Source organism: Algihabitans albus, assembly GCF_003572205.1.
GTDB lineage: Bacteria > Pseudomonadota > Alphaproteobacteria > Kiloniellales > DSM-21159 > Algihabitans > Algihabitans albus.
Map to the genome: position 1 here is coordinate 28,277 of NZ_QXNY01000007.1, position 22,930 is coordinate 51,206.

23 protein-coding genes, 2 pseudogenes and 1 riboswitch are annotated in these 22,930 nt (G+C 68.1%); of the genes and pseudogenes, 13 read left to right on the top strand and 12 right to left on the bottom strand.

Annotated features, from left to right (window positions below):
- Positions 1–26: 26 nt before the first annotated feature.
- A riboswitch (cobalamin riboswitch) is annotated at positions 27–231 on the top strand.
- Between the two features lie 191 nt (positions 232–422).
- The 6 genes from DBZ32_RS19390 to DBZ32_RS19415 are packed head-to-tail and all read left to right on the top strand — an operon-like array spanning position 423 to position 6,996.
- The gene (locus DBZ32_RS19390) at positions 423–2,414 is read left to right on the top strand and encodes a TonB-dependent receptor plug domain-containing protein (protein ID WP_119168919.1); all 1,992 of its coding nucleotides are present in this window, start codon (positions 423–425) and stop codon (positions 2,412–2,414) included.
- Positions 2,415–2,422: 8 nt separating this feature from the next.
- Positions 2,423–3,307, top strand: coding sequence for an ABC transporter substrate-binding protein (locus tag DBZ32_RS19395; RefSeq protein ID WP_119168920.1), 885 nt, complete (start codon positions 2,423–2,425; stop codon positions 3,305–3,307).
- A complete protein-coding gene (locus tag DBZ32_RS19400) occupies positions 3,304–4,335 on the top strand; it encodes a FecCD family ABC transporter permease (protein WP_407923509.1) in 1,032 nt (343 codons plus the stop codon). The genes DBZ32_RS19395 and DBZ32_RS19400 overlap by 4 nt, the downstream gene beginning before the upstream one ends.
- On the top strand, positions 4,332–5,135 hold the full coding sequence (locus DBZ32_RS19405) for an ABC transporter ATP-binding protein (protein WP_119168921.1): 804 nt from the start codon (positions 4,332–4,334) through the stop codon (positions 5,133–5,135). The genes DBZ32_RS19400 and DBZ32_RS19405 overlap by 4 nt, the downstream gene beginning before the upstream one ends.
- Complete coding sequence (locus DBZ32_RS19410; RefSeq protein WP_162906860.1) at positions 5,132–6,013, top strand: energy transducer TonB; 882 nt, start codon at positions 5,132–5,134, stop codon at positions 6,011–6,013. Before DBZ32_RS19405 ends, DBZ32_RS19410 begins: the two co-directional genes overlap by 4 nt.
- Entirely contained in the window at positions 6,010–6,996 is a 987-nt protein-coding gene (locus DBZ32_RS19415; RefSeq protein WP_119168923.1) for a DUF6925 family protein, read from the top strand. The genes DBZ32_RS19410 and DBZ32_RS19415 overlap by 4 nt, the downstream gene beginning before the upstream one ends.
- On the opposite strand, the gene DBZ32_RS19420 is transcribed toward DBZ32_RS19415, so the two are convergent.
- A complete protein-coding gene (locus DBZ32_RS19420) occupies positions 6,983–7,714 on the bottom strand; it encodes a hypothetical protein (RefSeq protein WP_119168924.1) in 732 nt (243 codons plus the stop codon). The two genes, DBZ32_RS19415 and DBZ32_RS19420, sit on opposite strands and share 14 nt — an antisense overlap.
- A 42-nt stretch (positions 7,715–7,756) precedes the next feature.
- Positions 7,757–7,888, bottom strand: a complete 132-nt coding sequence (locus DBZ32_RS22705; RefSeq protein ID WP_268877962.1) for a hypothetical protein — start codon at positions 7,886–7,888, stop codon at positions 7,757–7,759.
- A gap of 35 nt (positions 7,889–7,923) precedes the next feature.
- Between DBZ32_RS22705 and DBZ32_RS19425 the strand changes: the two genes are divergently transcribed.
- From DBZ32_RS19425 to DBZ32_RS22895, 3 genes and pseudogenes are all read left to right on the top strand, one after another.
- Entirely contained in the window at positions 7,924–9,165 is a 1,242-nt protein-coding gene (locus tag DBZ32_RS19425; RefSeq protein ID WP_119168925.1) for an iron-containing alcohol dehydrogenase, read from the top strand.
- 189 nt (positions 9,166–9,354) lie between these two features.
- Positions 9,355–10,041 carry a PAS domain-containing protein gene (locus tag DBZ32_RS19430; RefSeq protein ID WP_162906861.1) on the top strand — a complete coding sequence of 229 codons (687 nt, stop codon included), beginning with the start codon at positions 9,355–9,357 and terminating at the stop codon, positions 10,039–10,041.
- A gap of 152 nt (positions 10,042–10,193) precedes the next feature.
- Positions 10,194–10,385: pseudogene (locus tag DBZ32_RS22895) on the top strand (carboxymuconolactone decarboxylase family protein); the annotation flags it as partial.
- Positions 10,386–10,499: 114 nt separating this feature from the next.
- On the opposite strand, the pseudogene DBZ32_RS22900 reads toward DBZ32_RS22895, so the two are convergent.
- Positions 10,500–11,039: pseudogene (locus tag DBZ32_RS22900) on the bottom strand (DUF808 family protein); the annotation flags it as partial.
- A gap of 61 nt (positions 11,040–11,100) precedes the next feature.
- Positions 11,101–11,694 carry a LysE family translocator gene (locus DBZ32_RS19440; RefSeq protein WP_119168927.1) on the bottom strand — a complete coding sequence of 198 codons (594 nt, stop codon included), beginning with the start codon at positions 11,692–11,694 and terminating at the stop codon, positions 11,101–11,103.
- 60 nt (positions 11,695–11,754) lie between these two features.
- Here DBZ32_RS19440 and DBZ32_RS19445 point away from each other — a divergent pair, with 60 nt between their 5' ends.
- The gene (locus tag DBZ32_RS19445) at positions 11,755–12,597 is read left to right on the top strand and encodes an AraC family transcriptional regulator (RefSeq protein WP_119168928.1); all 843 of its coding nucleotides are present in this window, start codon (positions 11,755–11,757) and stop codon (positions 12,595–12,597) included.
- A 63-nt stretch (positions 12,598–12,660) separates the two neighbouring features.
- Here DBZ32_RS19445 and DBZ32_RS19450 read toward each other — a convergent pair whose 3' ends face one another.
- From DBZ32_RS19450 to DBZ32_RS19460, 3 genes are all read right to left on the bottom strand, one after another.
- On the bottom strand, positions 12,661–13,053 hold the full coding sequence (locus tag DBZ32_RS19450; protein WP_119168929.1) for a GFA family protein: 393 nt from the start codon (positions 13,051–13,053) through the stop codon (positions 12,661–12,663).
- A gap of 169 nt (positions 13,054–13,222) precedes the next feature.
- On the bottom strand, positions 13,223–15,244 hold the full coding sequence (locus tag DBZ32_RS19455) for a 2Fe-2S iron-sulfur cluster-binding protein (protein WP_119168930.1): 2,022 nt from the start codon (positions 15,242–15,244) through the stop codon (positions 13,223–13,225).
- 7 nt (positions 15,245–15,251) lie between these two features.
- Positions 15,252–15,980 (bottom strand): glutathione S-transferase family protein, encoded by a 729-nt coding sequence (locus DBZ32_RS19460; protein ID WP_119168931.1) that lies wholly within the window; start codon positions 15,978–15,980, stop codon positions 15,252–15,254.
- A gap of 148 nt (positions 15,981–16,128) precedes the next feature.
- On the opposite strand from DBZ32_RS19460, the gene DBZ32_RS19465 reads away from it, so the two are divergent.
- Complete coding sequence (locus DBZ32_RS19465; RefSeq protein ID WP_119168932.1) at positions 16,129–16,704, top strand: TetR/AcrR family transcriptional regulator; 576 nt, start codon at positions 16,129–16,131, stop codon at positions 16,702–16,704.
- Positions 16,705–16,720: 16 nt separating this feature from the next.
- Here the strand turns inward: DBZ32_RS19465 and DBZ32_RS19470 are convergent, their stop codons facing one another.
- A complete protein-coding gene (locus DBZ32_RS19470) occupies positions 16,721–17,302 on the bottom strand; it encodes a TetR/AcrR family transcriptional regulator (protein WP_119168933.1) in 582 nt (193 codons plus the stop codon).
- A 76-nt stretch (positions 17,303–17,378) separates the two neighbouring features.
- On the opposite strand from DBZ32_RS19470, the gene DBZ32_RS19475 reads away from it, so the two are divergent.
- Positions 17,379–18,170: a crotonase/enoyl-CoA hydratase family protein gene (locus tag DBZ32_RS19475; RefSeq protein ID WP_119168934.1), complete on the top strand. Its 792-nt coding sequence runs from the start codon at positions 17,379–17,381 to the stop codon at positions 18,168–18,170.
- Here DBZ32_RS19475 and DBZ32_RS19480 read toward each other — a convergent pair.
- On the bottom strand, positions 18,167–19,468 hold the full coding sequence (locus DBZ32_RS19480) for an MATE family efflux transporter (protein ID WP_208539329.1): 1,302 nt from the start codon (positions 19,466–19,468) through the stop codon (positions 18,167–18,169). The genes DBZ32_RS19475 and DBZ32_RS19480 overlap by 4 nt on opposite strands.
- Before the next feature lie 94 nt (positions 19,469–19,562).
- A complete protein-coding gene (locus DBZ32_RS19485; RefSeq protein ID WP_119168936.1) occupies positions 19,563–20,270 on the bottom strand; it encodes an SDR family NAD(P)-dependent oxidoreductase in 708 nt (235 codons plus the stop codon).
- 120 nt (positions 20,271–20,390) lie between these two features.
- On the opposite strand from DBZ32_RS19485, the gene DBZ32_RS19490 reads away from it, so the two are divergent.
- Entirely contained in the window at positions 20,391–20,990 is a 600-nt protein-coding gene (locus DBZ32_RS19490) for a TetR/AcrR family transcriptional regulator (RefSeq protein WP_119168937.1), read from the top strand.
- 69 nt (positions 20,991–21,059) lie between these two features.
- Here DBZ32_RS19490 and DBZ32_RS19495 read toward each other — a convergent pair whose 3' ends face one another.
- Positions 21,060–21,797 carry an ABC transporter permease gene (locus tag DBZ32_RS19495; RefSeq protein WP_119168938.1) on the bottom strand — a complete coding sequence of 246 codons (738 nt, stop codon included), beginning with the start codon at positions 21,795–21,797 and terminating at the stop codon, positions 21,060–21,062.
- Positions 21,794–22,738, bottom strand: coding sequence for an ABC transporter ATP-binding protein (locus DBZ32_RS19500; RefSeq protein WP_119168939.1), 945 nt, complete (start codon positions 22,736–22,738; stop codon positions 21,794–21,796). Before DBZ32_RS19500 ends, DBZ32_RS19495 begins: the two co-directional genes overlap by 4 nt.
- Between the last annotated feature and the right edge of the window lie 192 nt (positions 22,739–22,930).

Genomic DNA, 22,930 nt, shown 5'->3' on the forward strand with positions numbered 1-22,930 from the left:
CTCTTTCGCCGTTGAGGGGATTGGAGTAGCGTTCGCGTGGCGATGGTTCCCCGGAGACGGGGAGGCAAGAGGGAACGGGGTGAGGCATGCAGCGCCAAAGCCCCGGCTGTCCCCGCAACTGTAAGCGGCGAGCCCCCGCGTCCACGACGGCCACTGGGAAACTGGGAAGGCCGGACGCATCAAGGGCGAAGACCCGCGAGCCAGGAGACCTGCCGTCGCAAGCGTCACCCTTTCCGCCGATCGGGGTGTATCGGTGGGACGGAAACCCGTTTGCGGTGACGCGGCCTTCGGTCGTGCCGTCGTGGGGGGACTCCGGTGTCGGGGTGTCGGATAGATCCAACAGACCTACCAGCGCCTTTCGCGGCGCTTCCCGCGCGGCGTGACCGGCCAGCAACGGTCACCGAGTCAAGCGGGAGTTCCAGATGTCTCAGTTTAGGGTCCCGGGTGCCGCCCTTCGCGGCGCCCTTGTCGCCGGCACGGCCATGGCCGTGCTGAACCTGTCTTCGGCCGCTGCGCAGGAGAGCGCGGCTTCGGACAACTTGGTCCAGGGTTCCGTTCCCCAAGTGCCGGAGGTGGTGGTCTCGGCCAGCCGCGTGCCCTTGCCTTCGGTGGCGGTCGGCAGTGCCGTTACCGTGATCACCGGCGAGGAGCTGGAGAACAAGCAGAGCCGCTTCGTCGCCGACGTGCTGCGCGAGGTGCCGGGGGTCTCGGTCAACCGGACCGGCGGCTTCGGAGGCCTCACCCAGGTTCGCATCCGCGGCGCCGAGGCCAACCACACCCTGGTGCTGATCGACGGCATGGAGGTTGGCGACCCCTTCAACGGCAGCGAGTTCGATTTCTCGCAGTTGCTGACCAACGATATCGAGCGGATCGAGATCCTGCGCGGCGCCCAGAGCGCGCTCTACGGCAGCGAGGCGATCGGCGGCGTCATCTCGATCACCACGAAAGCGGCGCGGCCGGGCTTCGCCGCCTCGCTGGCGGCCGAGGGCGGCTCCTTCGCGACCAAGAACCTGCGCGGCAGCGCCAACGCCGGCTTCGAGGACTTCGACCTGCGGGTCGGGATCGAAGCCTTCGAGACCGCCGGATTCGATCTCTCGCCGAGCGGCGACGAAAACGACTTCAGCCAAGCGATCTCCGCGAACTTCCGCAGCGCTTACCGGCCGGTCGACGATCTTGAGTTCCGCGTCAACGGCCGTCTCGTGGACCGGGAACTCGAGACCGACGGCCAGGACTTCGTGACGACGGGCGAGGCGATCGACGCCGACACCTACAACGAGATCCGCGACCTCAGTCTGCGGGCCGAGGGCCAGCTCGATCTCTTCGGCGGTGCCTGGGAACAGACCCTGGGCGGCGCCTTCACCCGCTCCGACCTCGACCGCTTCGACGGCGGTGCGCTGACCTCGGGCAGCGTGGGCAGCAAACGCAAGCTGGACTATCAGAGCAACGTCACGCTTGAGACGCCCAACTTGCTGGAGACGGTGCACGGCTTCACCGTCTTCGGCGAGGTCGAGCAGGAGCGCTTCGAGAACATCCAGCCCTTCGTCCCCACCGCCGACCGGGAAGAGCGGACCACCAACTACGCCGTCGTCGGCGAGTACCGCCTACAGGCCTTCGAACGCCTGTTCCTCAGCGGCTCCCTGCGGCACGACGCGTTCGAGGAGTTCGAGGACGCCACGACCTATCGCGTCACCGGCTCCTTCGACGTGCCGGAGACCGGTTCGCGCCTGCACGCCAGCTACGGCACCGGCATCAAGGCGCCGACCTTCTTCGAGCTGTTCGGCTTCGACCCCGGCACCTTCGTCGGCAATCCGAATCTGGAGCCCGAGCGGTCGGAAGGCTGGGACGTCGGGATCGAACAGCAATTCCTCGACGGCCGGGTCGTGGCCGACGTCACCTACTTTCAGGCGGATCTCTTCGACGAAATCTCGAGCGACTTCGCCGGCGGCTTCACCACGCCGGTCAATCTGAGCGGGGAGAGCGAACGCAACGGCGTGGAGACCAGCCTGCGGATCGTCCCCTTCGACGGTCTGACACTGACCGGCAGCTACACCTTCATGAACGCGCGCCAGCCCGACGACCGTTTCGAAATCCGCCGGCCGCGCCACTCGGCGAGCTTCAACGCCAACTGGAGCTTTCTGGATGCACGGGCCAACCTGAACCTGGGTGTCGATTACAACGGCGAGGCGGAGGATCTGGAGTTCGCCACCGCCACCGACCGGACGCGGGTGAGACTGGACGACTACACCCTGGTCTCGCTGGCCGGGCGCTACCGCCCGGTCGAGGGCGTCGAGGTTTTCGGCCGAATCGAGAATGCCCTGAACCAAGACTATCAGGAGGTCTTCGGCTTCGAGACACCCGGCCGGGCCGTCTTCGTCGGGGCCCGCTTCAGCTTCGGCCCGAGCGGGCTGCAGTAGAGGAGACCATGCGCGCGCCGGCCATCTCCTTCGTCCTGGCAGCCCTGACGTTCATGGGCTTGGCGGTACCGCCCGTTTCGGCGGCGCCGCCTCAGCGCGTCGTCTCCCTGAACGTCTGCAGCGATCAACTGCTGATGCTGCTGGCCGCGCCGGAGCGGATCGCCGCCGTCTCCTACCTTGCGACCGACCCTGAGGTCTCCGCCTTGGCCGCCGAGGCGCGCGGTCTGACCAGCACCAGCGGCCGGCTGGAAGAGGTGCTGGAGCTGCAGCCGGATCTGGTTCTGGTCGGCAGCTTCACGACCCGGCCGACCGTTTTCGCGCTCAGGCGTCTCGGCATTCCCGTCGTCGAGCTTTCGCCGGCCCGGTCCTTCGCCGAGATCCGCGCCAACCTGCGCCAAGTCGGCGCGGCGCTGTCGACATCGGAGCGGGCCGAGCGGTTGATCGCCGACTTCGACGAGACCCTGACGGCCGTCACGCAGGCGCAGAAAGGCCGGGCGGAAAGCGACCGCCCGCGTGTCGCAGTTTACGGGGTCAACGGTTGGTCCGCCGGACCCGGCAGCCTGCGGCACGCGGTGCTGGAGGCAGCCGGTCTGGAAAATCTGGCGGGCGAAGCCCTGATCGGCACGCGCTCCCATCTTCCTCTCGAGGTTCTGATCGGGACGCGGCCCGAGCTGATCGTGACCTCCCAGCGCGAACCCCAGGCGCCGGCGTTGGCCGAGGCCCTGCTGAGGCATCCGGCCTTCCTGGAGCTGCGGGGCCGCAGCAGCCTGGTTGCCATCCCGCAGGCGCTCTGGACCTGCGGCACACCCTTGATCGCCAAGGCCGTAACCCGCCTCGCCGATGGCACGCGGGGTGCCCGCTTCACCGACCGGCCGCCGGAGCCCGCGCCTTGAGGCCGCCCTTACCTCAGACCGCCAACCTGCGGCCCCAGGGCTCCCGCGCCGGGGTGGCGGCGCTGCTGCTGGCGGGGGCGGCGGTTCTGCTCTTCACGGTTTCGCTCTCGGTCGGGCCCGCGCAGCTTTCACCGGCGGCGACGTTCGCCGGTCTGCTCGACCCGGCCGACCCGGTTGCCGGCTTGATCGTCTGGGAAATCCGTTTGCCGCGCACGTTGCTGGCCTTTCTGATCGGCGCTGTCCTCGGTCTATCCGGTGCCGCCTTGCAGGGGCTGCTGCGCAATCCCCTGGCGGAGCCGGGCCTGCTCGGCGTCTCTCCGGCCGCCGCCTTCGGTGCCGTCGCGGTCTTCTACTCGGGCTTGGCCGGCAGCTTCGCGCTGGCGCTGCCGCTGGGCGGGATCGCGGGGGCGGGCCTCGCGGTGTTGCTGCTGCAGCTTCTGGCCGGGCGGGGCGGCGTCCTGACCCTCATCCTCGCGGGCGTCGCGGTAAGCAGCTTCGCTGGGGCGCTGACCTCCCTGGCGCTGAACCTTTCGCCCAACCCCTTCGCCACGGCGGAAATCGTCTTCTGGCTGCTCGGCTCCGTCGCCGATCGAAGCTGGCAGCAGGTTGCCCTGGCGCTGCCTTTTCTGGCGCTGGGCAGCGGCCTGCTGCTGAGTGCGACGCGCGGGCTGGAGGCCTTGTCCCTGGGGGAGGAAGCGGCGGCGACCCTGGGTCAACCGCCGCAGCGCACGCGCGGTCTGGTGGTCTTCGGAACGGCCCTGGCGGTCGGTGCGGCCACCGCCGTGTCGGGCGCCATCGGCTTCGTCGGGCTGATCGTGCCGCACGTGCTGCGGCCCCTGGTCGGGCACAGACCCGGCCGTCTGCTGCCGCTGGCGGCGTTGGGCGGCGGCACGCTGCTGCTGGCGGCCGACCTCTGCGTCCGGCTGCTGTCGCCGGGACCCGAATTGAAGTTGGGCGTGGTCACGGCGCTGGTCGGCGCGCCCTTCTTCCTGCTGCTGTTGCTGCGTTTGCGGCGGGAGGTGGCATGAGCCCGCTGCGGATCGAGGACCTGGAGGTGCGGCTGTCCGGCCGTCCCATACTGCGGCAGGTGTCCCTGGAGGCCATGGCCGGCGAGGTGGTCGGTCTGATCGGTCCCAATGGCGCCGGCAAGACGACGCTGCTGCGCGCCGCCGCCGGGCTGTTGCCGCCGACGGCCGGCCGGATCCATCTGTTCGGGCGCGCGCTGGCCGATTGGTCTCAGGTCGAGCGGGCGCGCACCCTGGCCTATCTGCCTCAGGCGCGCGATGCGGTCTGGCGGATCACGGTCGCCGATCTGGTACGGCTCGGCCGGCTGCCGCACCGTGCCGGCTGGTGGCAGGGGCCGACGGCGGAGGACCGGACCGCCGTCGCGGAGGCCCTGGATGCCTGCGACGTCGCGGGCCTGGCGGAACGGCCCATGACGGAGCTGTCGGGCGGCGAGTTGGCGCGGGCGGTTCTGGCGCGGGTCGTGGCCACGCGGCCGAGCCTGCTGCTGGCCGACGAGCCGACGGCGGGGCTGGACCCGGCGCACGGATTGGACGTCATGCAGCTCTTTCGGCGACTGGCCTCGGACGGCCTGGCCGTCGTGGTGACCCTGCACGACCTGAACTTGGCCGGGCGCTTCTGCGACCGCCTTGTCTTGTTGGACGGCGGCGCGCGGGTCGCAGAGGGCGTGCCGGCCAGCGTACTGACGCCCGAGCGGCTGCGCAGCGCCTATCAGGTCGAGGCAGCGCAGGTCACGGTCGCCGGCGAGTCCCTGGTGGTGCCCTTGCGCAGGGCGGGCGGTTCGTCGCGGGCGGCTTTGCGATGATGCGGGCGGCGCTCTCCTCCTTGCCCGGCGGATCGGGCGCCATGGCGATCGCCATCACCGTTTCGACGGTGGCGCATGCCTCGCTGCTCGGCCTTTTCCTGCTCGGCGCCAGCGATCCCGTCGCGCCGCCATCGGCCCACGTGACCGTCGAGCTCTTCGCTGTCCCGGCCGGGGCGCCGGGCTCCGCGCCGAGCCTCGAGTCCGCTTCCGCGCAACGCGCGGCCGAGGCACCGGTCCAGCAGGCGGAGCTGACGGCTCCGCCGGACCCGATCGAGCCGGAGACCGCGACCGAGGCCGCCACCGCCACGCCCGTTCCTCTGGAGGTCGCGGCGGTCGCGACCGCCGCGGAGGCCGAGTTGCCGCCGCCGACCGACCCTCTCGCGGCTGAGGCCGTCATCGCGGCGTCCCAGTCACCGCCGCCGCTGCCGCGACGGCGCCCGGCGGCGGCGCAGATGCCGACGCCCCCCATAACGCCACCGGCCGAGGCGGAGGCGACTCCCGCTCCTGAAGCGAGTCCTCCCGCCGCGACGCGCCGTGCGGTGGCGGTCAGCGACGCCGACGGATCGGCTGCAGCCGCGTCCGCGCCGGGCGGCCCCAGTCAGGGGGCCGAACTGCGGCCCGGCGGCAATCCGGCACCGACCTATCCGGAGTCGGCCCGCCGGCAAGGTCAGGAAGGCCGGGTCATGCTGCGGGTGACCGTCGGTAGAGACGGCCGGACCCGCGCTGTTCGGGTGCTGCGGTCGAGCGGTCATGACAGGCTGGACCGCGCCGCCAAGGAAGCGGTCGAACGCTGGCGCTTCGAGCCGGCGCGTCGGGCCGGGCAGCCGGTGGAGGGTCTGCTCGACATCCCGGTGACCTTCCGTCTCAATAACGTATGACGGAGAGAGATCCGATCCGCCGCACGCTGCGGGAGCACTTCGCCTTGCCGAGCAGCGCGTTCAGCATCGGCAGTTTCGGGGCCATTGCGGAGTTCCATCGCCGGACCGACGAGCCGGTCGAAGGACTTCCCGGCGACAGGTTGGGCATCGCAACGGCGCGCGGAGCCCTGCGCGTCACCCTTCGGCCCGACGCGCGCGGCATCGCCTACGAGACCTTGAGCCGCGACGGCCGCCGCTGGCAGCAGGGCGTGGCCTTCTGCCTGCCCGAGGCTGCGGGCCATAGCCAAGCGCGCCGGATGCTGACGCCACTGGGTCCGGACCAAGAGGCGATCCGCGCAGGCGACCGTGCTGCGCTGCTGTTCGACATGGGCCTGGGGGCCCGCAACATCGATTTCTGCGTGCGCAGTGCCGACCCCGATCTGGTCCGTCTGCTGGAGCGCCATGCTGGCGAGTCGCTGCTGACGCCCGGTCATCCGGCGGCGGCGGCGATTCTGGAGGCGTCGCCGCATCGGATCGCGCGCTCGGCGCTGGGGCGCCTGGAGGTCTATCAGGCGATCGGCCGGCTGCGCACGCCGGAGGGACCGCATACCCATTTGCTGCCGAAGTTCCTGCGCAGCGGCCGCACGCACTCGGCCAACATTCCGGTGCCGCCGGGCTGGCTGCCGGCCCTGATGCTGCATCCGGCCAGCGCGGTCAGCGACGAAAACGGCCGGCCGATCCCCTACCGGCCCGAGCGGCAGGCGGCCTTCGAGGCGCTGCGCGCGCGCTTTCCCGATCCGGCGGTGCTGCAGGTTCGCGCGGCGCTGCAGGCGTCCCTTCGGTCGCGAGAAGGCTTGGAGGGTTTCCCGCCGCCGGCCGACCGGACACAGCGCACGGCGCTGCGCGTGGCCTTGCGGCAACTCCGCGCTCAGGGCGAAGCGAACGGCGAGTTGGCGCCCTGGATCGCCGCCTTCGACCGGGCGGCCACCGCTACTCGAGCGTGATCGCCACCAGCGCGACGAAGACCAGAACCACGCTGCCGAGCAGAACCGTCATGACGGCCGGCAGGCCGAAGATCAGCATCGCCAGCGCGGCGGTCAGCCCGACGTTGAGCGCCAGATAGCCCCAGGCGCTGGCGCCGCCCTGCAGGGCGTCTCGCAGCAGGTGGCCGATCACCGGCACCAGCAGCAGCCCCTTCAAGAGCAGTCCGCCGACCTGACCGAAGGCGACGCGGGCGGCGGTTGCCGCCGGCAGGACCGCGTCCGTGGGCGCGCCGTTGCTGAGTCTTTGGTCCTGGTAGGCGGAGCGGTGATCGGCCTCGCGCGCCGCTTCGCCGGCCCGGATTGCCCAAGCGATCAGCAGAGACATCACCAGCGGCAGCGGGATGAGGATCGGATTCTGCTCCAGCAGGATCAGCGCCGGCAGGCTGGCCAGGCCGATCGTCAAGGCCGCCGGGGCGAGCCAGGGGAGCAGCCGGCGCGCCAGACCGGTCCGTGGAACGTGAAATTCGCTGTGCCCCTCGATGCTGTTCGAGATCTGGCCGAGGTTGGACAGAAAGAACCAAGCGACCAGCGGGATCGAGACCGCGAACATGGACACGGACAGCGGCGAGTCGAAGCCCTGTTTTGGGCCGGGAAAGACGAGGCTCCAGAGCACCAGCCAGATCATGTAGGGCAGCAGCATGAAGCCACCGACGCAAAGCGGGATGTAGCGTGCAGACATGAAAGCTTCGTCCTCCGGGTGACTTCGTTTGGGCGGCTTCGATCACCTTAGGCTTAGCGCGTGACTCGGCTGAATCGGCTCGGTCAGGTTGTCGCAGGGCCGTCCGGCCGGCATCACGACCGCGCCGTAGCCGTTGCGCAGGCTCGGCTTCGCCGGTTTCAATGCCGCAGTCATTTCCTGTGTTTTTCACCTGCCGTCCGGAGCCTTGCATGTCCGCTGCCGACTCTTCCTCTGCTCGGGCCACCGATCTGCCCAGCATGACCTTCAGCTACCCAACCACGATCCGCTTCGGCGTGGGGCAGAGCCAGGGCATCGCGAAGTCCTGCGAAAGCCTGGGTATCCAGCGGCCGCTCTTCGTGACCGACCCGGGCCTGAAGGACCTGCCCATGACCGAAGCGCTGCTCGGCCTGCTCACCGAGGCCGGACTGGAGGTGATGCTTTTCACCGAGGTCGCGCCGAATCCTCTGGCCTCCAACGTGGCGGCGGGGCTCGCCGTCTGCCGGGCGGGGGATTGCGACGGAGTCATCGCGCTGGGCGGCGGCAGCGCGCTGGACTGCGCCAAGACCATCGCCTTCATGCGGCCTCAAACGCGTCCGCTCGCCGATTTCGAGGATGTCGGCAGTAACTGGAAGCGCGCCACCACCGAGGGCATTCTGCCGATCCTGGCGATTCCCACCACGGCCGGTACCGGTTCGGAGGTTGGGCGGGCGGCCGTGATCGCCCTGGACGTGGGAGAGGGGCCGGACGGCCGCGCGGCCGACGGCACCAAGAAGGTGGTTTTCCATCCGCTGATGCTGCCCAGCCTGGTGATCGAGGACCCGGCGCTGACCGTCGGCCTGCCGCCGGCTCTGACCGCGGCAACCGGCTTCGATGCTTTGGCGCACTGCCTGGAGGCCTATTGCTCGCCGCTGTTCCATCCCTTGGGCGACGGCATCGCGGTCGAGGGGATTCGCCTGATCAAGGATGCGTTGCCGCGCGTCTACGCCGACGGCGGCGACCTGGAGGCGCGGGGGCAGATGCTGATCGCCGCCTCCATGGGGGCGACGGCCTTCCAGAAGGGGCTGGGCGCGATCCACGCGCTGAGCCATCCGATCGGCTCGCTTTACCGCACCCACCATGGCCGCACCAACGCGGTCTTCATGCCCTACGTTCTGGCCTTCAACCGTACAGCCATCGAACCAAAGATCGCGCGGCTGGCCGCCTACATCGGTCTGGAGCGGCAGGACTTCGGCGGCTTCTGCGACTGGATCAGCGGCCTCCGGGACGCCCTGGGAATCGAACATCGCCTGGGTGACCTCGGCGTCGGCGAGGACCGGGTCGACCGCATCGTCGAACTGGCGCTGTCCGACCCGACGGCCCCGACCAACCCGGTCGAGCTGACGGACGCCAATCTGCGCGACCTGCTGCGGGCCGCCTTCGACGGCCGCTTACCGGAGGCGGCTACCCTCTGACCCGTTCGCTCTCAGGCACGGTCCGGCCGTGACATGGCTGTGGTAGATGCAACTGGAAGAAGATTTTTAATCTTTCTTGGATCAGAATTGGTGTGCTGTTACGCCTCTGCCTGGAGCCTGTCACGGTCTCAAGCTGCGGTCCGGGCGCTCCGTGAGACAGGGAGAGTGCGAGCGGATGACTGTACCCGAATGACTTCGCCCGAAAATCCGAAGCCCCCGCGTGGCGCCGACAAGCTGGAGAGTCCCTCGCTGACGAGGGAGGAGCTGATGGCGCTGGCCGACCAGGCGACGGCGGAGCTGGCGGAGGGGCAGTCCGCGCTTCTGGACAGCTGGTTCGAACGGGCAAAGCTGCCGTTGCCGCGCCTGCTGCGAGACCCGCCGCGCGAGCGGATCGACCAGCCGCGTCTGCAGTCGCTCCACGACCACTGGATGGCTTTGCCTCGGGCCGTGGACCTTCCGAACATCCGGGACCTGGATCCCATGACTCTACATCCCTGGCTCGGCGATCTCGTCGTCCTGGACGTGCTGGAGGAGGGACGGGACTTCCGCTACCGCCTCTACGGGTCCCTGCTCGCGGAGCACGTCGGGTTCGACCTGACGGGCAAGCGGACCTCCGACATCGCGGCCAAAATGCGGATCGGCAGCATGATTCCTCTGTTCTTTCTCGCGCTTTACCGCCGCGCCGTGCTGGATCGCCGTGCCTGGTACAGCCGGCACCAGCCGCCCCATACGGTCACCGCCTTTTTCTGGCGGCGGCTGATCCTGCCCTTCGCCGGAGACGACGGCGAGGTGTCGCGCCTACTGGTCGGGATCCTGCCCTCCTCGCGGAACGGCCATACCCGTCAGTCCGTGGATCTGGGCCGGCGCGACGCATAGCGGAGGCGCGTCCGCCTTCGCCGCTTTCCGTCACGCCTTCCTTACCCGTCACACCGGACTCTGGCCGATCGTCATAGGGGCATGGAACGGTGACGATCGGAAGGAAGGAATGAGCGATGACGGATCCCAGGAGCGCGGTGGCCCATGAGGAGATGGTTCCGGATGTCCTGACCCATCTGGGCGGTGTGCAAAGGCTGCTGGCCAAACACGGGCTCGGCCCCCCTCTGTCCCACCTGATCGAGCCGCGCGCGTCCCAGATCAACGGCTGCGCCTTCTGCGTTCAGATGCATGCGCAGGCGGCGCGAAAGGATAGCGAGACGGATGCGAGGCTCGACCGGCTGATCGTCTGGCCTCACGTCTCCGAGTTCTCGGAAAGGGAAAAAGCCGTCTTCGCCCGGACTGAGGCCCTGACGACCCTGAACCCCAAAAGAGACTACGGTGCCCTGTTGAGCGCAGACGCCGACCTGCGGGCGGACAGCGGCGAGGGAGATGGTCATGATCTCGGCCGAGAGGATGAAATCGGTCTTGATCGCGCCCTTCACCCGCTCTTGCTCCAGGTGAGCGGCGTCGAGCGTCTCGGCCTTCTGCGCTCCTTGCGCCTCATGGGGGACGACCAGGTGCCAGATTTTCTCCGCTCCCTCGAAGCAGAGATAGGCGCCGCCGAGCATGAGCAGCGGCGTCAGCAGCCAGGGCAGGAAGGCGTTCAGCAGCAGGGCGACGGGAAGCAGGATGACGAGCTTGTTGAAAAAGGAGGCGCGGGCGATCTTCCAGACGATGGGCAGTTCGCGCGCCGCCGGCAGGCCGGCGACGTACTTCGGCGTGACGGCCGCGTCGTCGATGACCACCTCGGCGGCCTTGCTGCCGACCTTCGCGGCCTGACCGGCCACGTCGTCGAGCTGCGTCGCGGCGAGCTTCGCGATTGCCGCCACGTCGTCTAAAAGTGCCAGCGATCCGCTCATGGTCGCGTTCCCCGCCGTCCGCTGCCTGAGTCGAAACATCTGGCGGGCGCCAATCGTTCCCGACTGTATCGTGCGAACCGCTGGATCGCGCAGACTGCCGTCAGCCGAGCAGGACCGGCAGCGTCGCCGCGAGCAGGAGCGCGGCCATGACGAGGTTGAAGGCCCGCGCCCGCGCGGGATCCGACAGGAAGCCGCGCAGGGCGGTGCCGAAGCCGATCCAGACGGGCTGCGTCGTCCAGCCGATCACGCAGAAGATCGCCCCGGCCGACAAAACGGTCGCAAGCGAGGGGTCGGTCGGCAGATAGGTGGTGGCCATCGTCATGGCGGCGGCCCAGGTCTTCGGATTGATCCACTGGAAGGCGACGCCTCCGAAGAAGCCGATCCGGCGGGCGTCACCCTCCGTCTTCAGCGGGCCGGAGGTCGCGATCATCCAGGCGAGGTAGAGCAGAAACAGCAGGGTCACCCCCTTCATGACGACCTGCAGGACCGGCACCTCGCGGAAGGCGACGCCGAGCCCGAGCGATACGGCGATCAGCAGCGAGGCGATGCCGAGGCCGGTCCCGAGCGCGAAGGGAAAGGCCCGCCAGAACCCAAGCCGCACGCCTTGCGCCAGATTGATCATGTTGTTGGGCCCCGGCGTACCCGTGGCGATCAGACAGAAGAGAGCGAAGGGCAGAACGGCGAAATCGGGCATGGTGGCCTTCGAGTAAGCTTTGTACGCTTCGAGGGATTAGTCGGACGGAGCCGCCGCGTCTTGAACGAAAGCGACATGACCGTTTTGGGCGACCCGCGCGCCGGCGACCGCAGCGGCTACCGCGTCTTGCCCGGCTTCGGCGGGACGGCGTTGTTCGACGCCGACTTTCACAGCTTCAGCTTCGCGCCCCATTTCCACGACACCCTGATGATCGGGCTGATCCTGGAGGGGGAGAAGCGCTTTTCCCGGGGGCGGAGCTGGCATCGCGTGACGCGCGGCGGGCTGTCGGTCGTCAATCCGGGCGACATGCATACCGGCGGGGTCGCCGTCCGTGGGCAACGGCTGCGCTACCGCGCGGTCTACCCCGGTCCGGCCTTGCTGGCGGAATCCGGATTGCCCCCGGGCGCGGACTTCGGCGCGGCGGTGGTGGACGACCGCACCCTGGAAGGGCACTTCGCCCGTGCGCTGGACCCGGACGGCTCGGCGGCCGAAGCCGAGGAGGCGCTGCTGATCGCCTTGACGGACCTGGGCAGGCGACACGGCACCGGCGAAGCTCGCTGGAGCTCGGCGAGTTGCGGCAGATCGGTCTCGCGCGCGGTCGATTACATCGAGGCGCAGCTTGAGACCTCGCTGCGGCTCGAACAGATCGCGGCGGAAGCGGGCATCGGCCCGCGCCATCTGCTTCGCGGCTTTCGCCGGACCCTCGGCGCCACACCGCAGCAGTACGTGCGTCAGGCCCGCGTGAGACGTGTCTGCGGACTCCTGCGTGCCGGAGAGGGCTTCGCCCAGGCGGCAAGCGCGGCCGGCTTCGCCGACCAGGCTCACATGACCCGCGTGTTCCGCAGCCTGCTGGGCATGACTCCCTCCGCCTTCCTGACCGCCTGGCGCGCCTCGTTGACGTAGCGACCCGACCTCCCTGAGGTGCCGGCCTGGGCTCGTCACGACGCCTTCGCTCCGTCGTGCGGCCTACTTCTCGAAACGATCCGGGGCGTCGCGATCCCGCTCGTAGCGGTTCCCGAGAGGGAACGGCGGCAACCAGGACTCGCGACGGAGCGTCCAGCTTTCGTAGGTCGGCATCATCTGGTCGGGCGCATCCAGGCAGCCGAGGTGCACTTCGATTTCGTCGGCGCTGCGCGCGAAAACGGACGAGCCGCAGCGAGGACAGAAAAACCGCCCTTTGTAGTCGCGCGTCTCTCCTGCGACCGTCACCGCATCTTCGGGGAATACCGCCGAGGCATAGAAAAGCGCCCCATGGTGCTTGCGGCAATCGAGACAGTGACAAAGGCCGACCCGTTGGGGACTGCCGGACGCCACAAGTCGGACGTTGCCGCAGAGGCAACCGCCGGTGTATGGCTCCATCTTGCGTCTCCTTTGAAACCGAGCGGCCAGACTGGGAAACCGAGTGGCCAGACTGATCAGGGCGTATCTTCTGCCGTCATCTACAAATGAGGCACCGGTCGTTGCGCGGTCAAGTGTCCCGAACGGGGCGGCTTGCCGAGGTCGCACTGCGAGCGCGTGGGATTCGTCTTCAGATGTCCAGGACGAGACCGTCGCTGCTCTTCGGCCGTCCGCAACAGATCAGTTCGTATCCCGCCGGCGGGGCGACGGCCGGCTTCCGGTCGTAGGCCACCGCGCCCGACAGGACCTTGACCGCGCAGGTTCCGCAGTTTCCCTTGCGACAATTGTATTGCGGGGAAAGACCTGCCATCTCGGCCAGGTCCAGGAGGCTGCCGCTCTCCGGGGTCCAGTCTCGCGCGATGCCGGCGCCCTCGAAACGAACGGGAGCCCTTTCGGGTCGAGGCTGCGCGGCGGAACTCGTCTCTTCCTCGCCACGGTTGGCGTCTTCCAGGCTGCCCGCGCCGAAGAACTCGTAGTGGATACGGCTTCGATCCACGCCCGCATCGCGAAGTCCGCGATAGAGACTCCGCATGAAACTCTCCGGACCGCAGAGATAGAAGTGACTGTCCGCGACAGGCGGAAGCCCTTTCAGGGCCGCAAGCGAAATCCGGCCTTCGGTATCGTGGGTTTCGCCGAGCTTGTCCCGCGGCTCCGGATCGGAGTAGCCGATGAAGGTGGTGAGCCAGTCGGACTTCTTACGCAGGTCGTCGAGATAACTCCGAAAGGCCTGCGTTCCTCCGTTCCGAGCTGCGTGAACGAAACAGACCGGCCGGGCCGGCTGCCCGGTTTCGGCGGCGTGCGCCAAGGTCTCCAACATCGCGATCATCGGCGTGATGCCGACGCCGGCCGAGAGGAAGACGACCGGACCGCCGGAGGCGTCGAGCGTGAAGTCGCCGCTCGGCTTTCCCACCTCGACCACATCCCCGATCCGGGTCTTGTCGTGAAGATACCGCGAGCCTTCACCCTGGGGCTCCCGCTTGACCGACAGACGGTAGCCATGACCGTTCGGGGCTTGGGAGATGGTGTAACTGCGCAGAATTCCGCCGTTCAGTCGGACGGGCAGAAACTGGCCCGGGACGTAAGGCTCGACCGGTCCGCCATCGGCGGGTTCGAGGTGGAAGGATGTCACGACCTGGCTTTCCGGCATTTTCTGTACGATGCGGAACTTCCGGTAGCCGTCCACGCGCAGGAGGTTGGCCTCCGCCTCCGTCCAGGTGCCGGTAAGCGCCAGAGCCGGCCAGGGCTCGATCAGGGTCCCGGTCACGGCAAAGGCCTTGGCCGCGAAAAGGCTGTCCTCGACCTGAAGGTCGACAAGCCGTTCCGCGCCTTCGAAGGCGGCTATGCGATCTTCGTTCCAGTTGACGGTCGCGCGTCCGGTCACAAAAAGGATGTCGCCCGTCGTCCAGTTTGGGAAACACAGGCCCACGCGCCCATCGGCCTCGATATTGCCAAGCGTGTTGAAGAAGCGATTGCCCGCGAAGTCGGGGAAGGTCAGAAGACCGTCTCGCTGCACGCGAACGAAGCCGGCGCGGCCGCCGCGATGGGAGGCATCGACACCGCTGCGCGGATCGTCGCCCAGCTCTCCGGTGCGGGAGGCGATGAAGAAGGTGTCGGCCCGTTCGATCAAGGCGCGCGCGTCGGACGAAAGCGTGACGGAGCGCGCCACGCCGGTTGCGCCGGACGCCTCGCTGAATGCGAGCGCCCGTTTCTGAATGTATTGCGGACAGTTTCCGAAGCTCTGATCGACCCGCAGCGTCAGTCCGGTGGCATCGACCTCGGCGATCGTGCCGTTCATCCGGTTGCGCCTGCGGGTTTCCAGCTCGACGCCCAGAAGGCCCACCTTCGCGCCTGCCGAAAGATCTATGCCAAGTGCGTCGACAAAGGGGATCCGAGCCTCGATCCTCAGACTTTTCGGGTCGGGCGACTGCAGGAAGGGAGGACTTCCCCAGACAGGCACGGCCCAGGCCCTCCCGTCCCTGTCCAGCAGCCCGAGGGTAACGAAAGGCAGCCGTTCGAAGAACCGCCGATGTTGGTCGGGCATGCGGTCGCGGATGAAGCCGGCCCGGACCGCCGCCTTGACGTCGTCAGCGACGCCCGCACGGACCTGAACGGCGATTTCGCCGTCATGGAAGGGAGCGACGGGACCCGTCATGGCGGCGTCAGGCGGAGACGGTTTCGTCGGGGAGAGCAGAGCGCGGCATGCCGACGAAGCGGGGCTGCGCCTCGACACGGTCGAGCCAGGCGCGGATCGCGGGATAGGGCTGCAGGCTGACGCCGCCCTCGGGCACGTGCGCGATGTAGCTGTAGCCCGCCACGTCGGCCAGGGTGATGCGGTGGCCCGCCAGATAGTCGCGTGCCGCAAGCAGCGGCTCCAGAACGGCGAAGAGATCGAGCGTCTTGCGGTGGGCGGCGTCGTAATCGAACGGGAGCCCGAACAGCTTCACCAGCCGGACAGCGCAGGGACCGCCTGCGATCTCTCCGGCGGCGATGGAGAGCCAGCGCTGCACCTCCGCGGCTTCGACCGGGTCGGACGGCATCCAGTCGTAGCCGTCACTGTATTTGAGACTCAGATAGACGATGATGGCGTTCGAATCCGACAGGATGGTGCCGTTGTCGTCGATGGTCGGGACCTGACCGAGGGGATTGAGCTTCAGGTACTCGGGGGCCTTGTGCGCGCCCTTGAACATGTCGAGGTCGACCGGCTCGTAGGGCAGGCCGAGTAACCCCATCATCAGCTCGACACGGTGACAGTGACCGGAGAGGGGGTTGCGGTAGAGTTTGATCGGCGCATTGCCTGCGGCGAATTTCGGATTCACGGGCGAGATCCTCTCTGCGAGCTGCTGACTGTTCCAGGTGTCGCCGGCCCGGCGCGCATCGCGGACCGCCATCTTTTAATTATGTAGATCATTCTATATATTAATCTGCGAGTCACGACGGATCTACAGGGCGCCCCGGTCACATCGCCGTGAGGTCTGTCGGCTTGTATCTGGAAAGGCGGCCCTACAGACTGGGGCGCCTGGCGAAGGAGCGCACCCCATGGGCCGCGCAAGTAAACGAGACCTGGTTCTGGATACAGCCGAGGACCTCTTCTCGCGGCAGGGCTTTGCCGCGACTGGGATCAATCAGATCACCCGGGAAGCCGGCGTGGCCTCGATGACGCTCTACAACAATTTCGAGAACAAGGACGCGCTCGTCGCGGCGACGCTGGAGCGCCGCTCGATCCGGCTGCTCGACCGGGTTCTCGCGACGGTCGAGAAAAGCGGAACGGACCCCAGGGCGCGCGTTCTCGCCGTCTTCGACGCCGTCGATCAGTGGGTTGCGGGAGAGCTTGCCAGTCCCGGCGGTTTCTCCGGCTGCATCTTTCTGAAGGCGGCGCAGGAGTACGAGGGACCCTCCTCCCCGGCGCGCCGGGTCGCGCTGGACCACAAGCAACGGATCATCGGTTTCTTCGAGCAGGAGGCGCGGAGACTCGAGGTCTCCGATCCCGCCGCGATCGCCAAGTCCCTTCACCTTCTGATCGACGGCGCAGTCACCCAGGCGCAGCTCTTCGCCGACGGCGAGAGCGTTCGGCGGGCCAAGGACCTCGCCGAATTGATCGTGGATCGGGGTTAGCGAAGGCGGTCGTTCGCTAAGATCGGCGACGGCCGCCGGCGACCAGAGCTTTCGCGGCCCGTCCCGCGGAGTCGACATAGGCGGCGTCGCGATGGACGAGCACCGTCGAGAAGGCGCCATCCATCAGCAGCACGATGTGTCGAGCCAGGTCTTCCGGGTCGGCCAGATTTTGACGGGTGAAGACGTCCGACAGCCAGGCCTCGAACTTCTTCTTGTGCGCCGCGCCGACCTTCATGGCGGGATGTCCCGGCATGTTCGCAAGTTCGGCCGCAGTTCGTAGAAACCCGCAGCCCTTCCATTTCGGGTGACGGGCGGAGACCGCGAGATTGCGGAAGATGGCTTCGACCTTGTCGGCAAGTCCGCCGTCGGCCTCGTCGAACCAGGTCTTGAACAGGGTCAGGTTCGGTTGATCGCGAGACGCCAGATAGGCTTCGATCAAGTCGTCCTTGCTCTTGAAATGATAGTAGAGCGTTTTTTTCGTGATCCCCGCTTTTGCGGCGATGGCATCCACGCTGACGGCCCGGATGCCGTCGCTGTAGAACAAGCGGTTCGCAGCATCCAGAATGCGGTCTTTCGCAGGGCGGCTTCGAAGGTTCATATCTATGTATACTACACAGTGAGTATACGTCAATCCGACGGCTCGCTAGGGTCTCCGAAGTTGAAGGGAGACCTGGATGTCCGATCTGGTGAAATACGAGAAACAGGGTGCCATCGCCCTGCTCACGCTGAACCGCCCCGAAAAGCTGAACGCCCTCGACTATGCGACCAACGATCGCCTGATGACGTTGCTGGATGGGATCGAGGGGGATCCGGCCGTCCGGGCCGTCGTTCTTACCGGCGCGGGCGAGCGGGCCTTCTCGGCGGGCGGCGACATTCATGAATTCGCGCAGAGCGTGAAAGCGGGTGTCGAGACTGCCGTCAGGGACTTCTGCAGACGCGGCCAGAGCATGACGGCCCGGCTGGAGTCTTTTCCCAAACCGGTGATCGCGGCCGTCAACGGCATCGCCTTCGGCGGCGGCTGCGAGATTACGGAGGCCGTTCATCTGGCCGTCGCAAGCGAAAACGCGCTCTTTGCGAAACCGGAAATCAAGATCGGGATTCCTCCCACCTTCGGCGGGACGCAGCGCCTGCCCCGGCTGGCCGGCCGCAAGCGGGCGCTGGAACTGCTCCTGACCGGCGATACCTTCTCGCCCTGGCGCGCCTACGAGATGGGGTTGGTCAACAAGGTCGTGCCGCATGACCGATTGCTGCCGGCCGCCTTTGAACTGGCGGAGCGGATCATTCGGCATTCTCCCCTCGCCGCATCGCGGATCATCACGGCCGTAACCAGGGGCATCAACACCGCGATTGCGGAGGGTCTGTTGATCGAACAGGAACAGTTCGCGCGCATGGCCGCGACCCGCGACGTCCATGAAGGCCTGGAGGCCTGGATCGGGCGACGCGCGCCGCAGTACACGGGAAGCTAGATCGTCGCGCCCGCTTCAATCGCCGTCCGCCGGAAGAACCGCACCTGCAGGGCGACGGCGGCCGTCGTGAGGCCGAGGCCGTAGCCGATCCAGACGCCGGCGGGGCCAAGGTCCAGCCAGAAGCCGAAGAGGTAGGCGCAGGGCAGGGCGATCAGCCAATAGGCGATCAGGGAAATGACGGTCGGGACGCGGTTGTCGACCAGGCCGCGCAGGGCGCCTAGGGAGGTCGACTGGATTCCGTCCACGACCTGCATCAAGGCCATGGTGAGGAACATCGCCGAGGCGATGGCGACCACCTCGGGGTCGTCCGACAGTGCGCGCGAGATATCGGTCCGCAGGATCGTCAGGAGCACCGTAACGACCGCCATCCAGGCCACGACCGCCCCGAAGGCGCCGAGCCCGATGGCGCGGACGCGCTCCGTCTCGCCGGCACCGACCGCCTGGCCGATACGGATGCCGACCGCCGCCGCCATGCCGAGGGGCAGCATGTAGAGGACTGTCGCGATCGAGCCGACGACCTGGTTCGCGGCCAGGGCGGCGGCGCCGAACCAGCCGAGCATCAGCCCGGCGAGCGCGTAGGCGCCGCCTTCGCCGGTGTAGGCCAGGGCCACCGGCCAGCCTTCGCGGAACTGCTGCGCCATCGTCTTGAGCGAAAGGGCGGCCCTTTGCCTGAAGGGCGCCATCGATCTGGATCGGCGCCAATAGAGCCAGACGGCCAGCAGCGCCACGCCCTCGGCCAGCAGGCTGGCGAGTCCGGCGCCCAGCAAGCCAAGGCCGGCCCAGCCGAAGACGCCGTGGATCAGGACCCAGTTGAAGGGAATGTTGACCAGGACCCCCAAGAGGGCGAAGGCGGCCCCGGTCCAGGGCCGGTCGACGGCATCGAACAGTCCCTTGAAGACGTAGAGGATGGCGAAGGGGATCACGACGAAGGCCATGCTGACCCAGTAGGGAAACAGCACGGCGAGCACCTGCTCGGGCTGGCCCAGGTAAGGCAGCAGCGGGAAGAGGGCGATCATCATGCCCGTGCCGGCGGCTCCGGCGATCAGGCCGAGCAGGGCGCCGTTGCGGACCGCCGACGAGACCGCCTTCGGCTCCTGGGCGCCCCGCGCCTGGGCCATCGTGATCCCGATGACCGAGACCAGCCCATAGAGCGCCGAGTAGAGGATCACCAGGGCGCTGGTGGCGAGCGCCGCCGCCGCCAGGGCCTGGGTGCCCAGAGGCGCGATCATGATGGTGTCGACCACGCCGATCAGGGTCGCCGCCGCCAGGCCCACGACGATGGGGACGGCCAGGCTCACGACCCTGGGCGTCTCCCGCAGGCTCGACGCGATCAGCCCGGGCCCGCTCTCGGGCTTGCTCCCGGGCCTCCTCTCCGTGTCGAGCGTCATGGCGCTAGGCGTGGTCCGGCCGCTTCTGCATCAGGTTGATATCTTGCGGAACCGCGTCGGCGGAAAGGGACAAGAGATAGTCGAGGGTCCGAATCAGATCCTCCAGCGGGATCGGGACCTGCGCGCCGAAGGCGCCGCTGGCGATGTCCTCCAGAACCTCCGGCGTCGCGAGGTTGCCGGGATTGATGACCGTGACGCCGATCCCCTGGGGTCGCAGGGCGAGCGCCAGGGCCTGCGCCGCGCCGCGCAGACCGAACTTCGAGGCCGTGTTGGCGACCTCGACCGTTGCCGCGTTGTCGAGGCCGGAGAGGGCGCCGATGAAGACGACGCGCGGGTTGGGCGCCTTGGCGAGGTTGCCGGCCAGGCTTTGGGCCAGGAGGATCGGAGCGGTCAGGTTGACCGCGATCACGGCGCGGATCTCGGAGCGGGGGCTGCGTGAAAAGTCGTAGTCCGCCGTGAAGGCGCCCTTTTCCCAGGTTCCGCCGAGAAAGAGGAGCCCGTCCAGCGGCTGACTGCCGATTGCGGCGCGGAGGTCGTCGAGGCCTTCGTCGGTCGCGACGTCCGCCTCGATCCAGGTGCCATGGGATGCGGGCGAGCGGGAGGCGGTGAAGAGCTTGTCCACACGGGGTGCTAGCCATTCGGCGACGGCGGCGCCCAATCCCCGGCTGGCGCCGACGATCAGGTAGCTGCCCGCAAGATCGCTGTCCGGCATGTCGGCCTCCGTGCGGATATCGCTATTTTATATACATTGCGTATGCATTTACTATTTTTACATACCTTGCGTATGTCGATAAAGTCAACGGCCCTCGCGAGGCCGAGAGGAGGCAACCGGATGAGCCAGGCCGGAAAGGCGCGCACCCATGCGGAGATGATCGCCGAGACGGCGGGGAAGCTGGTCTCGGCCGCGCGCCGTTCCTTCGGTGCGAAGGGCTATGCAGGGACGTCCATGGACGAACTTTGCGCAGAGGCCGGGCTGACGCGCGGCGCGCTCTATCACCATTTCGGCGGCAAGGTGGGCCTGCTGGAGGCGGTCGTGCGCGAGATCGACGCCGAGATCGGCGACCGCCTGGAGGCGCACTGGCGCGGCATCGAAGACCCCTGGGAAGCCTTCCGGGCCTGCAACACCGAGTATCTGCGCCTGGCGCTGGACCCGGAGATCCAGCGGATCCTGCTGCGCGACGCTCCCGCCGTGCTGGGGCAGCGCCTGCGCGAAATCGACGAGGACGGCTCCATCGGTCCTCTGGCCGAGGCCTTGGAGGACCTGATGCGCGCCGGCCGCATCGCCGACTGCGACGCGGAGGTCGTCGCGCGGCTTCTCAACGGCGCTCTGGTGGACGCCGCCCTCTGGATCGCCGCCGGCGCGGACGCGGAGGCCCGCTTCGAGCGTGCCGCCGCCGGCATCGACCTGATCCTGAAGGGATTGGAGCGGTGACGAGACGCATGCGGTGGGGCGAGGGAGCGAAGAGCAGGCTGTGACGATGAGCGGCGGACGGCGGAACCGTCAGGAAAAGCGTGCGCGCCGGTCGCGGCGGTAGGCGATCCAGGTCAGGGCGATGAAGCCGGCGGTGAAGGCCGCGAGCGCGAGCAGGCTGTCGGTCGGAATCGGGCGGGCGCCGACCACGGCCCAGGCCACCTCGCCCATGTGGCGGGTGGGCGTCCAGTGCGAGAGGGTCTCGATCTGCGCCGGCAGGGACTGCGGCGGCACCCAGAGCCCGCCGAGATAGGCCTGAGGCAGGAACACGAGATTGGCGATGGCCACCGCCGAATGGCCCGATGTGAGATACCCCAAGGCGGTGCCCATGAAGGTCGCCGGCACGGCCAGCAGCAGGCAGACTCCGAGCAGACGGAGCTGCAGCTCCGGATCGAGGCTGAGGCCGGCCACGACGTAGGCCGTCGCCAGGACCAGCAGGACCGCCGCCGTGGAAAAGACCAGGGCGGCGCAGAGCCTGGCCGCCCAGAGCGGCGCCGGCCCGCCCGGCAGGCTGCGCTGCCAGACGGCGAAGGCGCTCTGCCGGTCCTCGGCGATGCTGACGCCGAACTGGAAGAAGGCCACGCCCAGCACGGCGTAGACCGCGAAAGAGGCCGCCGCGTAGACGGCCTGCGGCCCCTCGCCGGCGTTGTGGGCGCCGAAGAAGGCGTAGAGCATGGCGGGGAAGAGGATCGTCGGCACCCAGAAACCGGGCAGCCGGATCAGGCTCCGGAAGGTCAGGATCAGGTTGACGCGAAACAGCGGGGTCATGCGGTCGCCTCCTCGCGCAGTTCGGCGATGGTGTCCTTCAGGTCCAGGGGCGTCACCTGCAGGGCGCGGAGATCGGGCAGCTCCCGCAGAACGAAGCGGACCAGGGCGTCGCTGTCGGCGGTAACCTTCTGCCAGCGACCGGCTTCCAGCAGGAAATCGCGCGTCAGCCAGGCCGGCCGCCCGGCGTCCTCGGCCAGCGCGAAGCTGACCCGGCAGCGCCCGGCCCGGCGGCGGATGTCCCGCAGCGTGCCTTCCAGGATCTGCCGGCCCCGGTCGATCATCACGATCCGGTCGCAGACCTGTTCGATCTCGTCCCAGTGGTGGGAGGTGAGCAGGAGGCTGCCGCCGGCGTCCGCATAGGCCCGCGCGTAGGCCCGGAAGAGGTCCTGCCCAACCGTGTCGAGGCCGGAGGTCGGTTCGTCCAGAAACACCAGCGACGGGTTGCCAACGAAGGCGAGCGCCAGCGCCACGCGGCGCTTCTCGCCGCCCGAAAAGCCGCCCATGCGGCGGTCGATCAAGCGGTCCAGGCCGAAGGCCGCGATCAGCTCCGCCATCGGCTTCGGTCGGGTGAAATGCCCGGCCGCATAGCCCAGCAGCTCGCGCGGGGTGATCTGCTCGGGAAAATCGGCGTTTTGCGGCGTGATCCCCACAAGCTGCTTGGCCGCATGGCTGCCCAGAGGATGCCCGAAGATCCGGCCGCCGCCGCTGTCCGGGCTGCGCAGCCCCTGCAGCAGCTTCAGGACCGTCGACTTGCCGGCGCCGTTGGTTCCGATCAGCCCCAGTGCCTCGCCCGGCCGCAAAACCAGCGAAAAATCCCGAAGCGCCTGCAGCGTGCCGAAGCGCTTGCCGAGACCCTGGGCGTCGATGGCGAGGGCGGTCTCGGTCCCGCGAGCGGAGCGGGGGTCGGACAGGGGGCGATCTGTTTGGTGGCGGACTTGCATGCGGGTCCCGGTACCACGCCGCCGCCGGTTCCCCGCAAGCTCCCTTGCGCAAAAGCGGTGGAAAAGGCCGTGAACGACATCCCGATGCCGTCCACGCTTCGTGAAAGGCAGCCCTCGCTCAGGACTTGCGGCCCACAGTCTTCGGATTTTCCGATCCAAGATGATCAAAAGAGATATTTTGCCGAAGATGCT